General features: G+C 53.5%; 8 protein-coding genes and 3 riboswitches. Of the genes, 5 read left to right on the plus strand and 3 right to left on the minus strand.

Annotation, left to right across the window (positions count from 1 at the left end; translation table 11 throughout):
* Positions 1-119 precede the first annotated feature (119 nt).
* Positions 120-209: riboswitch (cyclic di-GMP riboswitch) on the plus strand.
* A gap of 105 nt (positions 210-314) precedes the next feature.
* Positions 315-402, plus strand: a riboswitch (cyclic di-GMP riboswitch).
* 101 nt (positions 403-503) lie between these two features.
* Positions 504-1,157, plus strand: coding sequence for an anthrax toxin lethal factor-related metalloendopeptidase (locus L6439_RS27290; protein ID WP_213470969.1), 654 nt, complete (start codon positions 504-506; stop codon positions 1,155-1,157).
* 68 nt (positions 1,158-1,225) lie between these two features.
* On the opposite strand, the gene L6439_RS27295 is transcribed toward L6439_RS27290, so the two are convergent.
* Positions 1,226-6,085 carry a MucBP domain-containing protein gene (locus L6439_RS27295; protein ID WP_237096670.1) on the minus strand — a complete coding sequence of 1,620 codons (4,860 nt, stop codon included), beginning with the start codon at positions 6,083-6,085 and terminating at the stop codon, positions 1,226-1,228.
* Between the two features lie 149 nt (positions 6,086-6,234).
* A riboswitch (cyclic di-GMP riboswitch) is annotated at positions 6,235-6,322 on the minus strand.
* A gap of 490 nt (positions 6,323-6,812) precedes the next feature.
* Between L6439_RS27295 and L6439_RS27300 the strand changes: the two genes are divergently transcribed.
* The 4 genes from L6439_RS27300 to rbsK all read left to right on the plus strand — a co-directional run bounded on the left by L6439_RS27300 (position 6,813) and on the right by rbsK (position 11,312).
* Positions 6,813-7,790, plus strand: coding sequence for a LacI family DNA-binding transcriptional regulator (locus L6439_RS27300; RefSeq protein WP_213470972.1), 978 nt, complete (start codon positions 6,813-6,815; stop codon positions 7,788-7,790).
* A gap of 208 nt (positions 7,791-7,998) precedes the next feature.
* Positions 7,999-8,925, plus strand: coding sequence for a ribonucleoside hydrolase RihC (gene rihC / locus L6439_RS27305; RefSeq protein WP_213470974.1), 927 nt, complete (start codon positions 7,999-8,001; stop codon positions 8,923-8,925).
* 32 nt (positions 8,926-8,957) lie between these two features.
* The gene (gene dcuC / locus L6439_RS27310) at positions 8,958-10,319 is read left to right on the plus strand and encodes a C4-dicarboxylate transporter DcuC (protein ID WP_168181793.1); all 1,362 of its coding nucleotides are present in this window, start codon (positions 8,958-8,960) and stop codon (positions 10,317-10,319) included.
* Positions 10,320-10,382: 63 nt separating this feature from the next.
* Positions 10,383-11,312: a ribokinase gene (gene rbsK / locus L6439_RS27315; protein ID WP_168181794.1), complete on the plus strand. Its 930-nt coding sequence runs from the start codon at positions 10,383-10,385 to the stop codon at positions 11,310-11,312.
* A 49-nt stretch (positions 11,313-11,361) separates the two neighbouring features.
* Here the strand turns inward: rbsK and L6439_RS27320 are convergent, their stop codons facing one another.
* Both L6439_RS27320 and L6439_RS27325 read right to left on the minus strand, forming a co-directional pair.
* Entirely contained in the window at positions 11,362-12,144 is a 783-nt protein-coding gene (locus tag L6439_RS27320) for a TlyA family RNA methyltransferase (protein WP_213470976.1), read from the minus strand.
* A gap of 171 nt (positions 12,145-12,315) precedes the next feature.
* Positions 12,316-13,407, minus strand: coding sequence for an NAD(P)H-dependent flavin oxidoreductase (locus tag L6439_RS27325; RefSeq protein WP_213470978.1), 1,092 nt, complete (start codon positions 13,405-13,407; stop codon positions 12,316-12,318).
* Between the last annotated feature and the right edge of the window lie 312 nt (positions 13,408-13,719).

A 13,719-nucleotide genomic window follows, 5' to 3' on the forward strand; every position in this document is an offset into this window, starting at 1 on the left:
AAAAAAAGCACGCAGAAACCAAGTCCGCGCACGCCGATTCATCTTGACAAGCCATTCTATCAATATTAATCTAGAGGTAGATAGATAACTAGATTTTTCTTCCAATCGCATATCTATCCTAGTGATAAAGGCAAACCCATCGAAAGATGGCGACGCAAAGCTACAGGGGCTTCAGCGAAGATGACTCGCTATGCCAGCCAGTTACCGATAGAGATAGCTTGACGTGTCTTTCGCGAACGTTCCCAAGCCCTTCTTACTTCGGTAGGCGGGGCTTTTTCATTAGGATGGACAAGCGAAGGAACAGGTCAACTCCGTATTGACAAAGGCAAACCTGTTGAAAAGCAGGGACGCAAAGCTATAGGGGCTTCAGCGCCGCCAGCGCTCAGCCAGCCAGCTACCAATATTGAAGCAAGCGCCGAACTGCGCGATTATACTCTACCAATCCGGATGGAATGGAAAGAATCGCGGAAGCAGAGACGCCGGGCTTCAGAGGAGAGATTGCGATGAAATGGGACAAGCGTCTATTGGGCCTGCTTATATTGGCCGCTATCTTGTTCACGGTGCCGGTATATCCGGTTCACGCCGAGGATGCCATTATCGATAAATTAGTCGTGCTGCCAAGCAGCGAGTATAATGTCAAGGAAGCCGAAGCCATGAAGGAACGGCTGGCCAAGATTCCCTCCCGCATTTTGAACCAGTTGTATGACAAGGGCGTCAAAATCAAGCTGACGAACGACATCATTACGAACGAACCGGAGTTAAGCTATTTGAAGGGCGTTACGCCGCGAGGCTGGGAAGGCACCGGCATGACATGGGACGATGTTCCCGGCGTCAGCGAGCGGATTGTCGCCGCCCGCATCGGTTACAGCAATAAGGGCCAGGGACACAATTCGTTCAATCTGGAAATTCACGAGACCATGCATGCGGTGGACCGCATCGTCTTCAATGAAATCAGCGGCACCGAGGAATTCAAGAACATTTTCAATCAGGAAGCGAATGTCAACTATAACGGGGACGGCTACGTGTCGGTCCATCCGACCGAATACTTTGCGGAGACCGCCAGCTTGTATGTATACAGCGACGCCACGCGGGAAGAGCTCAAGAAGACGACTCCGCTCACCTATGAATTTATGGACAAGCTGTTCGCCAATCCATAACAGACACAGAAGCTCCTTCCGGGCAGAGGCCTCGGAAGGAGCTTCTTGTTCATGCAGGCGAGCCTGCCTTATGGGTATACCCGGTCCGGTTGGATGGAATCCCACGTCTCATAACCGTTCTCGGAACGGCTGTACTCGTGGTGGTTCGTCGCCTCCAACACGTCCGTATAGTACCATTTGCCCGGCTTGTTATCCGGCCATTGCTTCGCATCGTCATGGATATCGGCTGCCTTCACCTTCCGGTTAAGCACACTGTTGATGAAAGCCATCGCTTCCGCCCGCGTAATGTACTGATTCGGCTTGAAGGTGCCGTCCGGATAACCTTTAATCCAGCCTTTATTCGCGGCCGATACGATATATTTCTCCGCCCAATGTCCGGAGATATCCGAGAACATGCCGTTCGCTTGATCATTGAGCTTGTCGAATCGGGACGCGATCGCGGCGAATTCCGCCCGCGTAATCGATTGGCCCGGCTTGAAGGTGCCGTCCTGATATCCGGTGATGATTCCGGCCCGCTCCATCGTCGAGATGTGTTTGTTCGACCAACGTTTCTTCGCTACATCCGAGAACGAATTCTGGTCGGTCAGATAGTTCGCGCGGCTCTCATTCTCCATCAGACGATAGAAGATGGCGGCGACCTCTTCCCGGCTAATCTGATTCTCCGGCTTCACCGTGCCATCCGGGTAGCCGTTGATGTAGTTGTAGTGATTCTCCATATCCAGCTTCGGCGGTACCGGCGGCAATGGCGGCACAGGAGGCACCGGAGGCAGCGGCTTCGGCGACGGCGTTATTGTCGTGGTGCTTCCTCCCGGACTGCCGCCGTCCGGATCCGGATTGGACGAATTTTTCGTGTAATAGAAAATGTATTCCTGTCCTTCCGCATCGGTGAACGTGTACGTGTCACTGGACTTCACCGGCGTATAGCCGGATACCGGGACTGCCGTCAACGTCACTTGTTCTCCCGGCTTGCCGCTCTTCGTCGTCGGCGCTGCCAACGTGTTGCCCGTTCCCTGCTCCAGATACTTCACGGTCACCTTGTGCTCCGTCTGGGATGGGTTCTTTTTGTAGAAAATATTCAACATCTGCTCCGGTTCAGCAGTGAATGTATACGAGTAACTTGGATGCTCAGGGTGATAGACGGCACCCGTTACCGTAATCGGAGACGTCCGGTACAGGACTTGCTCGCCCGCTCTTCCTTTGACTCGCTCGGATTCTTTCAGCACATGGTTCGTCTCGGCTTCCAGATGGTTAACCGTCAGAAGCTGAATATCGCCATGCTCGCCCTTCACATAGTAGAACGTATACTGCTGATCAGAAGCCGTCGTAATCGTGTAAAGCTCATTGAATTTCAGCGGCGTGTATACGGCGTCTGTAACGGTAATCTGATCCGCTCTCAGCCACAGCACTTCCCCGGCCTTGCCGGAATGAGTGGACGGAGCTTGGAGAGCCAGATTCGATTCTTGATCCACATAGTGAACCGTCACCGTGTACGTCTCGCCCTCATTAACTTTGTTGTAGTAGAAGGTGTACTCCTGCTCGGTGTCTGCTGTAACTGTGTACTCGACGCTATATCGTTCCGGCTTGTAGACCGAATCCGTCACCGTAATGTCTTCCGCCTTCAGCGTAAGCGCCGACCCCACTTGCCCAATATGCGAAGTGGACTCCTTCAGCGATTGTTCCGTCGCCCGATCGACGTAATGCACGATTACGGTGCGCTCTTCGCCTGTCGGATCATCTTTGGTGTAGTAGAACGTATACACTTGGTCAGCTTCCGCCGAGAACGTGTATTTGTGCGTGGCGTTCAACGGCTTGTAGCCCGCCACTTCTTTCGCCGTCAGTCCGATGGTCTGCCCGGTTACGCCTTCGAGCAGCTTCTCCGCTGCCAGTTCTTTCTCCGTTCCTTGCTCCAGATACTTCACGGTCAGCGTCTGACTGCTTCCGGCGTAGTAGAAGATGTATTCGTTCGTTCCTGCTTTGAACGTGTACGCATACGTATCGTTCTCTGCGGTGTAACCCGCGATCGGCTTCGCTTCCAGCGTTACGGTCTCACCCGTCACGCCTTCATGTGTTGTTGCTTCAGCCAGTGCTTTGTCCGTACCTTTTTCCAGGTACTTTACGGTGACCGTCTGCTTCAGAGCCTTGTAGTAGAAAATGTACTCCTGGTTCGCTTCCGCTGTGAACTTATACTTATATTCACTTGGATCAACCGGCTCATATCCTTCTACCGGCTTCGCGGTCAGCAGCTTTTCGGAACCCGTCGGGCCTGTGAATGTATCCGGGGCGGCAACCTCGACATCCTTCGTGCCTTCCAGTAAGTACTTCACGGTGACCGTTTGTTCCTTCGCCGTATAGTAGAACGTATACTCGTTCTTACCTGCTTTGAATGTATACTCATACGTATCGTTCTCTGCGGTGTAACCCGGAATCGGCTTCGCTTCCAGCGTTACGGTCTGGCCCGTTGCGCCTTCATGCGCCGTTGCTTCAGCCAGTACCTTATCCGTACCTTTCTCCAGGTACTTCACGGTGACTGTCTGCTTCTCCGCCGTGTAGTAGAAGATGTGATCCGGATTCTCGCCAGCCTTCAGCTCATATGTCACTGTTTTCGGCTCTTCCGCTTCATAGCCCGCAATTTCTTCGGCTTTCAGCGTAAGCTCTTCCCCGGTCTTCCCTGTCTTCACGCTTGGTTCCAGCAGATCCTTACCCGTGGCTCGGTCTACGTAACGGACTTTGACGCCCTGTCCCAATCCGTTGTAGTAGAAGACATGATCCGGATTTTCAGCCTTCAGCACATATTCTACGGTTGTCGGCTCTTCTGCTTCATACCCCGCAATTTCTTCGGCTTTCAGCGTAAGTTCTTCCCCGGTCTTCCCTGTCTTCACAATTGGGACCAGCAATTCCTTGCCGGTTCCACGGTCCACATAGCGCACCTTCAAGCTCTGCTCTGTCCCGTTGTAGTAGAAGATATGATCCGGATTTTCGCCGGCCTTCAGCACGTATTCTACGGTTGTCGGTTTTTCCGCTTCATATCCCGCAACATGTGCGGCTTCCAGCGTCAGTGTTTCTCCCGTCTTCCCTGTCTTCACGCTTGGTTCCAGCAGATCCTTGCCCGTGGCTCGGTCTACGTAACGGACTTTGACGCTTTGATCATTTGCGGTGTAATGAAAAGTAATCGTTACATCCTGGCCAGGCATCACGCCCGTTACATGCCCGCTGTCCACAGTCAGTCCGCTGCCTTTACTAACCTCGACATTGGAGAACTCGTAGCCGTCGAAATTCTTGCTGCTTACATCGATGGATTCGCCCGGCTTTTTGTCCGCCTCGCTGCGATCCAGCACCTTGTCTCCCGATTGGTGAACAATCGTCAGCTTGTTAGGGACATCGTTATAACCGAACCAAATAATTGGCGAAGGCTTGCTAACCGTCAAATCCACTTTCGTTGGATTGTCGCCAACTCTCAACGTGTAACCTGGCACTGTTGGCGCCGGGACGGTATAGGATTTGCCAACCTCAAGCGCGTCGCTTCCATCCTCCTCGTGGTAGCGGCTGTACAGCTCTTGGGCCAAATCCGGGCGTTCGACTTCTTGGCCGTCGGAATTGACCGGCTTGCCGTTGGCATTGACTTTATACGCCTTGACGAGAATCGAACCTTTGCCCAAGCCCACTCTCGGCACTTCGAAATCCTTCGATGTACGATCACCTTTGGCATCGGTGTAATTCATCGTCGTTGTCTTATTGGTCGGGTACAATTGTTTTGGATCCGGGTTTTTGGAGTGATCCATTTTGACCCGGTAAGTAAGCGTCGCCGGATTGCCTTCCGTAACATTGCCAATGTTCCAGGTAAACGTTTCGGTTTGCGGGTTCCAGGTTACCTCCCCTTGAGAGGCCTTGTAGTCGTCCGGGCCGAAGGAGCTTCCCTTCAACTTCAGATCGAACATGTCCCCCATCGGGTCAGTGACTACCGCATTCTCTGCGGCAAAGGCAATTTTGCTGGCCAGTTCGGAGAAGATTCGCTCCAGACTGTCGCTGGTGCCCGAATAATAGCCTTTGTTGGCAACATCTTTCAGCGTATTGGTGGCATTGCTATTGCTGCCAACATCCAACCCAATAGAATAAATATGAATTCCTGCATCATGGGCCAGCTTGGCTTCGGAAATCGTGCCGATGCCATTGTCTTTAATTTCAAACTCATAGCTGCAACTCCACAAAAAACAAGTTTCCTTACCCAAACCATACCAGTTAGAGCCCAGGCTGTAACTGGAGCCCGACCCAATAATGTTTTTGTCGTTAAAATCAGAAAGAATAAACTGATGGCTATTATTTCCCCATGAACCTTTTACTGCAGTAGACGCCTTGTAACTATACGTCGGCTCCCCGTCACTCAGCAGAACGATCACTTTGTTGTTGGCCTGGCTTGTCTTTAAAAGCTCCTGAGCTTCGTGCAGTCCGGCCTGAATATTCGTTCCCCCGGTCGCCTGTATATTATCAATGGCACGTTTCAATTCCGTCTTCTGGTCAAGGCCTTTGAAGTCAGATACCTGATCAGAAGTCTTATTGAAGGTCACTACTGCAATTCTCGTGTCCGAGTCTTCAATCAAGAGATTGTCAACGAATTTCTTCGCTGCATCCTTGGCCTTCGGCAATCGGTTCTGGTTCGGTTTTTGGGTCATGCTTCCCGACTTGTCGATTACGAGCACGACATCGGAGGAGCCCGATTTCAGGTTCTTGCCTTCGACTGTCAGTGTAATATCCCATTCATCCAGCTTGCCTTCGACCGGGTTCGCTTCCTTCGTGAGCTTCACCGCTCCCGGATTCGGCCACTCAAGCTCCCCGGAACTCGCCGCCTGGGCGCCGAGCGTGCCCGGAATCGTCCCAAATGCGACACTCAACATACACAACCATGTAACTACTAGTCTGAATCGGCGTTTCATAGTTTCCTCCTCATTTTTTCATCTGAGTCCTCCTTTGCAGAATAAAATTGCCTCCTCACGTCTTATTTATATCGTTCTGCGGGCCAAAAATACCGCGGAGAACCGCCCTATGAAAAATAAAAAAATCCGGCTGCAATTTAACGATTGTTAAATGCAGCCGGACGATCATGGGCCTGGTGGCCTTTAGATTCCTAAGCTTTGCGGCCTAATCTTTCGATTAGTGTGCCCTATGTAGTTACGGTATCCAATCATACCCAGCTAAAGCACTATTCAATGCTCAATATATGGGACAGCCTCCTTTTTGTCAATCACTTTTTTGAAAATTTTTCGTTCCGCTTCCAACAGCGCCTGAACCCCCGAAAAATCCCCTGGTTGGGGGATTTTCTTCAAACTGCAAATGGGATAAAATATTCATTTCTTTGAAAAATAATCGCCTCTTATTTTCATAATTATAGGTACTTCGACCTAATATTTCACAGTTCGACTCGTTCGCATAGAAATGGATAGGCGAGGAATGAAAAGGAATTAAATTGCAGCTCATTTTCCATCGCTTCCTTCCGAATCGGGTCATACTATAAGGGCGTTGGTGGTACTCCGAAAAGAAGAGACGACAAAACAAGAGGAATTTGCAGATCTTGGATCGTTGACAAATGGATGAGCAGGACATATGATAAGTGATGTAACGGATGTGTAACCGGTTACACATAGAAAGGAAGGATACTCCGTCATGGCCACGATCAAAGATGTGTCGAAATTGGCGGGCGTATCGGTCGCAACCGTCTCCCGGGTCCTGAACCAAAAAGGGTATGTCCATGAGGACACCGAGAAGAAAGTGATGGAGGCCATTCGGGAACTGAACTATATTCCGAATGACGTCGCCAGAAGCTTGACCAAAAAATCGGCGAAAATGCTGGCGCTTCTCGTCCCCGACATCACGAACCCGTTCTTCAATGAACTGGCCCGTGCCGTGGAGAAGGTAACCCAATTGTACGGATACGCAACCATTTTATGCAACTCCGACGACACCCCTGCCAATGAGAAGCAGTATATTCACGCATTGAAGCAGAAATACATCGACGGCTTCATCCTTGCATCGAATACACTGTCGGCGGAAGAAGTCCGGCTGCTGGATGTTCCGGTGGTCACGTTGGACCGGACGATTTCGGATACCATACCGACGGTCGCCTCCGACAACCGGGAGGGAGCGCGGCAAGGCGTGCAATATCTCCTTGATCGCGGCTGCAGCAAAATCGCCCATCTTCGGGGACCGCAGCAGCTATCGATTGCGGATGAACGATGCCAGGGATATTTGGACGTGGTGAAGGAGGCCGCATGGTTCTCCCCGGATCTCATCATCGAAGGCAACTTCAGCCTGAATCAGGCGACGGAAGCGGCCAATCGCTTGCTGGATCGTCACCCCGATGTCGACGGTATCTTCGCCGGCAACGATATTATGGCGATGGGAGCGCTGCGGGCCGTTCAGAAACGGGATATTCCCGTTCCCGACCGGATGCAGATTGTCGGCTTCGACGGCATCTCGCTGGGCGAGATGGTCTACCCGGAATTGACGACAGTCGCGCAATCCATCTATGAAATGGGGCTGCTGGCAGCCCGAATGCTGATTAAAATGATCGAAAGAAAGCCGCTGGACACGATGCATTACAAGCTTCCCGTAGAACTGATCCGGCGAGGGACGACGCGATAATCGCGCCGCTTTCATAGAACTTCATATTCAGGGAATGCTATTCTTTAGAAAAACAGCGTGCGTTCTCTCCGGTCTGATTTTTCTTCATACCCATCCGACAGCTTGGGATGAAGAAATTCTTTGTCGGGTGTGTAACCGGTTACACATACAGTTGATTTGTTTTCATATGCCGCTTTCAACCCACCACATTCAAAAGGAGTGCTTGAACATGGAAACTGTGAAAAAAATTCCTGTCATTCTGGATACGGACCCTGGAATTGATGATGCCGTCGCCATTGCGGCCGCCCTGTTCCATGAGCGTATCGATGTCCGGCTGATTACGACGGTTGCGGGCAATGTCGGCCTCGACAAGACGACCAATAACGCCTTGAAGCTGCTTGAGTTCTTCGGCAAAGAAGTGCCTGTCGCCCGGGGCGCCGCCAAGCCTCTCGTACGCCCGGCCGAAGACTCCAGTCATATTCACGGAGAATCCGGCATGGACGGCTATGATTTCGACGAACCGAAGCAGACTCCGCTCGATCATGCCGTGCTGCAGATGCGCGACACCATTATGAACAGCCCGGAACCGATTACAATCGTTCCGATCGGACCGCTTACGAACGTGGCCCTGCTGCTGACGCTGTTCCCGGAATGCAAGGAGAAGATTGAGCGCATCGTGCTGATGGGCGGTTCCGCTTCCCGCGGCAACCATACGCCGAATGCCGAATACAACATCTATGCCGATCCGGAAGCCGCCAGCATCGTATTCAACGCCGGTCTGCCGCTGGTGATGGTCGGACTTGACGTGACCAGCCAGGCTACATTGACGACCGAGATTGTGGAGAAGATAAAGGAAATGAACAAGACGGGCTTCATGCTCTACTCCTTGTTCCAGCATTACCGGGGCGGCAGCCTGAAGAGCCGCGGCTTGAAAATGCATGACCTGTGCGCCATCGCCTATCTGGTCAACCCAGGATTGTTCAAGACGCAGGACTGCTTCGTCGACATCGAGCTGGCAGGAACTTATACGGCCGGCACGACGGTCACCGATATTACGAACCGTCTTGGCAAGCCAAGCAACGCCACCGTATGTCTGGACATTGATGTTCCCGCTTTCCGCGAGTGGGCGATTGAAGTCCTTGGCAAAACCGTATAAACCTTCTTATTATATAAGGGAGCGTGTTCAACGTGTTGGAGATCATCATCAGCATCGTTCTTCTTGTTGCAACCGGGTATTTGATCGCCAAGAACTATGACGCTAAATTTGTGCTCCTGGCCGCAGGTATCGTGCTTATGATCGCTGCCGCGCTGCTCGGACATCAAGTTCTGTCACCTGAAGATTCAACCGGGCTTGCCCTGCTTGATCCGTTCAAACAGATTGGGTTAGTTTTCGTAAGACAATTGGGCGGCGTCGGGTTAACGATTATGGTGTTGTTCGGTTTTTCAAGCTACATGACGCACATCGGAGCCAGTGATGTCGCCGTGCATTTGTTGACAAAACCATTGGGCCGCATCAAATCGCAGTATATCCTTGTGCCGATTGTGTTCCTGCTTGGCAACCTGCTGTCTCTGGTCGTGCCAAGCGCGTCCAGCCTGGCGGTTCTTCTCATGGCCACCCTCTATCCGGTCTTGAAGAACACGGGAATGTCTTCGCTCACGGCTGGAGCTATCATTGCAACAACGGCGACGATTATTCCAACGCCTCTGGGAGCGGACAACGTCGTCGCGGCTGAAAATCTGGGAATCGACATTATTGACTATGTATTTACCTATCATGCCAAGATTTCGATTCCGGTGCTGCTGATTATGGCTGTCGCTCATTATTTCTGGCAGAAATATATGGATAAGCGTCAGCAAGGCGCCCTGCATCAGGACATCAATGATGAAAAGCTGTCCGTGAAAAAGGATTTGCCGCCCGCCTACTACGGCTTGCTGCCAATTTTGCCGCTGGTTCTCGTGCTCGTATTTGGATTGCTGATCACGAGCGTAAAGCTTGGGCTGGTGGAAATTACGTTCATTTGTATGGCGTTGGCTCTGCTCATTGAGATTATTCGCAAAGGTTCCTTCAAAGAGACGTCGAAACAGCTCTCGATTTTCTTTACCGGCATGGGAACGGGGTTGGCTCAGGTCGTCTCCCTGATCGTCGCTGCAGGTATGTTGGTCGAAGGCTTAAAATCGATGGGCATTATTGATATGTTAATCGAATCGGTTAGACATATCGAGAGCGCCGGCGTCATCCTGATGCTCACCTTCGCAGGTGTCGAAGGCTTGATTACGTTCATCAGCGGCAGCGGCTTGGCCGTTTTCTATTCCGTGATCAACATCATTCCGGACATTTCGGAGAAGCTGGGGATCAGCGGTGTCATGATCTCGCTGCCGATGCAGCTCATTGCCAACTTGGTCCGCTCCATCTCGCCGGTAGCGGCCGTCATTATCGTCGTCGCTTCAATTATTAAGGTCAACCCGATACAAATTGTGAAACGGACATCCGTGCCGGTTCTGGTCGGGGTCGTCTCTTGCCTCATCTTGTCGTTCATCATGTTCGCCTAAGAGGACAAGGGATTGAGAGGATCCCGCCAGGGATCTTCTCCAGGTAGGAGGGAGTGTTAGAAAATGAACCATATATGTGTCGTGGGCAGCTTAAACAGAGATACAAGCCATCTGCTCGCAAGACTTCCGATGGTGGGGGAGACGGTGCATGGCATCAGCACCTCTTCCAGCGCCGGAGGCAAAGGCTGCAACCAAGCCGTATCCGCCGCACGCTTGGGCGCGAAGGTCGCCTTCATCGGCAAGGTCGGTGAAGATAAAGCCGGCGATCAGCTTCTAACAGTGCTGAAGGAGGAGCAAATCGATACCTCGCATATCGATGTCGATCCGAAGGTGCATTCCGGAGAAGCGACAATTCTCATTCAAGAGGACGGGAAAAATGCCATTATCGTCACGCCGGGCGCCAATATGAGCATCCGCGAGGAAGATATAGAGCGTGCTTACTCGGCTATCGATCAGGCGGACATCGTCATCGCCCAATTCGAAATCCCGATTCCGGCGGTAACCCAAGCGTTCGTCTATGCCAAGCAGCAAGGCAAAGTGACGGTCCTCAATCCGGCTCCGGCCAAGGTGATTCCGGAGGAGCTGCTGCGGGCTACCGACATTCTGGTGCCGAATGAATCCGAGATGCAGATCATCACGGGAGTGGAGCCGAACAGCGACGATGCTATTCGCCAAGCGGCGGACCGGCTGCTCGGGTACGGCATCCGCTACGTCATCGTGACGCTGGGCGAGCAAGGGGCGCTTATCTGCCATGCGGACGGAGCCGCGCATGTGCCGGCGAAGCGCGTAACCGCGGTCGATACGACGGCCGCCGGCGATTCGTTCATCGGCGCCCTGTGCAGCCGCCTCGATCTCGCTCAATGGCAGGATATCCGCCATATGGAGGACATCGTCCGGTTCGCCAACTCCTTCTCGGCGCTGGTCGTTCAGCGCAAGGGAGCCATCTCCTCGATTCCTTACGCGCATGAACTGGAATCTTTGCAGGAGAACTAAAAAATACAGCCCAGTCCTGCACGAATATGCCAGGCTGGGCTGTTCTGCTTTATTTTCGGTACTTTTCGATGGCCAGAGCGGCGTTCACCGCCTGATCGATGTCCTCATCCAGCGGCTTCATTTCGTTGCCGCGAAGGAATAAATGCAGGAAGAACTCGCGTGTGCCCCGGTTCCCTGTGACCGGACTGTGCGTAACGCCGGAAGGAGCGTAACCGAGCTCCCTTACCCTTCTCACGAGATCTCTTAATATTTCCCGATACACTTCCGGCGACGCAATCACGCCGGTTCGCCGTATTTCAGGGTCATTTATTTCGAATAGCGGCTTGACGAGACAGAGCATTTGCCCGTCCGGTTCCATCAAAGCTCCGGCAATGGGAATTGCCTGCTTCAGCGACAAATAGGACAAATCCAGCGTCACAAGCGACGGCTTTGGCTGGAGCATCGTTGGCTTCAGCTGCCCAATATTTAGTTTCTCCATGCACACGACGCGGCGATCCTGCCGCAAGCGTCCAGCCAACTGGCCGTACCCAACGTCAACGGCATATACTTGCGCCGCCCCATGCTGGAGAAGGCAATCCGTAAATCCGCCCGTGGAAGCGCCGGCATCCAGCGCGATACGCCCCGTTACGTCGATCCGGAAATGCCGCAGCGCGCCCTCCAGCTTCAGGCCGCCCTTCCCGGCGTATTTCCTTTCGCTCCCTTTGACGGCAATCCGGGCATCCGCTTTTACCGGTTCACCCGCATAAGCCGCTTGCTGCCCGTTCACGAAGACGCTACCCGCAAGAATCAGACTCTCTGCCTGTGCGCGGTCATTTACATGTCTGCCATCCATTAGCGCCCTCCATAAGGGCATTGTCCGTCGTCCCATATCGAATCCTCCCCGAGATAGAAGTCTGAATGTTCAGAGTCTTCTTCCGGGAGGAGGGCCACGGATAGGACAGCAGCGTTATGTCTCGACGATCAGATGGTACATCGCTATCTCCTTCCTAGGACGTAGTCTGTTTTAATCTTGATTCAGCGCCTGAAGTCCGCTTAACAGCCGCTGCGCCTCTTCCATGATATCCATCACAATGCGGGAAGCCGGATCGCCGTCCGTCAGCAGCCGCGTAGCTTGGCCGGCCCACAGCGACATGTAGTCCGCTTCATTCCGTGCTGCCGCGGCCTTGCGAATCTCATTCGTGGCCGAGTTCTGAGTCGGAAACGGCAGCGGCTCTACCCCGCTCTCATCGAACCGCCGCACAAACGCGTTGCTGATCCCCCGTGCCGGCCGGCCCGAGAACACACGCGTAATGACGGTGCTCTCCTCCGTGCTGTCCAGCAGCGCTTGCTTATAGGCCGGATGGGCCCCCGACTCGGCGGCGGTCAGGAACCTCGTTCCGAGCTGCACGCCGCTCGCGCCCAAGGCCAATGCCGCCACCAGACCGCGCCCGTCCATCACGCCGCCCGCCGCGACGACCGGGACCCGAACCCGGTCGGCAATCTGAGGCACGAGAGAGAAGGTGCCGATATTGGCTCCGTTCGGGTGCAGGCCGACGTCGAACGTGCCGCGATGGCCGCCGGCGTCGCTGCCCTGGGCCACGATGACGTCGCTGCCCGCCCGTTCCGCTTCCATCGCTTCGCGGACGGTCGTCACCATCGTCGTGACCCGAATCCCCCGCCGCTTCACTCCTTCCATGAACCGGGCAGGCAGAATGCCGAATGCGGTGCTGATCACAGGCACATTCTCCTCAAGGAGCACCTGCATCTGCTGCTCGAACCGATCGGGCGTATGCAGCTCCGCGGCCGGCTCTCCAAGCCCAAGCTCGGATCGGATGCCGCGCAGCACTTCGTTCACCTCGGCGATTCGGCTCGGATCGTCCGTCATATCGGCCGCGAACAGATTAACCGCGAACGGCTTGGCGGTCCGCTGGCGAATCAGCCGAATCGCCGCCCGGATATCGTCCGGCTCCATATAGGCCGCGCCCAGCGTCCCGAGAGCGCCTGCTTCGGACACGCTCGCCACGAGATCCGCGGTCGTCGGCCCGCCCGCCATGCCGGCTTGGACGATAGGATACGCGATATTCAATGCTTTGCACAGCTCCGTGGTCATCTTCATCCTGATCTCAGCTCCATTCCATCCAGTTTTAGACCCCGCCGTCCCTATGCCGGATATCCTTTAAGTACCAATCCTTACCTTTCAGCAGTAAACGAGAGCTTTAACAAGATCGCCTTCAGCGCAACGCCAATGTTGTATCTGCTGGCAATACAAACGTCCACCCATGACACATTTTTTCTTCATTGGATGTTACGATTTTATGACAGCCCGCGATTGAATGAGGAGCGATACGCGCCGAAGGTGGCCCATTCGTGCAAGGAGCCGGAAAAACCGGATGTCACAAGGATTCGCACGATCATGCCACAGCACTAT

This window comes from Paenibacillus dendritiformis, assembly GCF_021654795.1.
GTDB lineage: Bacteria > Bacillota > Bacilli > Paenibacillales > Paenibacillaceae > Paenibacillus_B.

What these genes read in the sequence shown, in the direction of transcription:
- rbsK (WP_168181794.1), top strand. Translation starts at nt 10,383, where the DNA reads ATGAACCATATATGTGTCGTGGGCAGCTTAAACAGAGATACAAGCCAT.
- L6439_RS27320 (WP_213470976.1), bottom strand. Translation starts at nt 12,144, where the DNA reads ATGGATGGCAGACATGTAAATGACCGCGCACAGGCAGAGAGTCTGATT.
- L6439_RS27290 (WP_213470969.1), top strand. Translation starts at nt 504, where the DNA reads ATGAAATGGGACAAGCGTCTATTGGGCCTGCTTATATTGGCCGCTATC.
- L6439_RS27295 (WP_237096670.1), bottom strand. Translation starts at nt 6,085, where the DNA reads ATGAAACGCCGATTCAGACTAGTAGTTACATGGTTGTGTATGTTGAGT.
- L6439_RS27300 (WP_213470972.1), top strand. Translation starts at nt 6,813, where the DNA reads ATGGCCACGATCAAAGATGTGTCGAAATTGGCGGGCGTATCGGTCGCA.
- L6439_RS27325 (WP_213470978.1), bottom strand. Translation starts at nt 13,407, where the DNA reads ATGAAGATGACCACGGAGCTGTGCAAAGCATTGAATATCGCGTATCCT.
- rihC (WP_213470974.1), top strand. Translation starts at nt 7,999, where the DNA reads ATGGAAACTGTGAAAAAAATTCCTGTCATTCTGGATACGGACCCTGGA.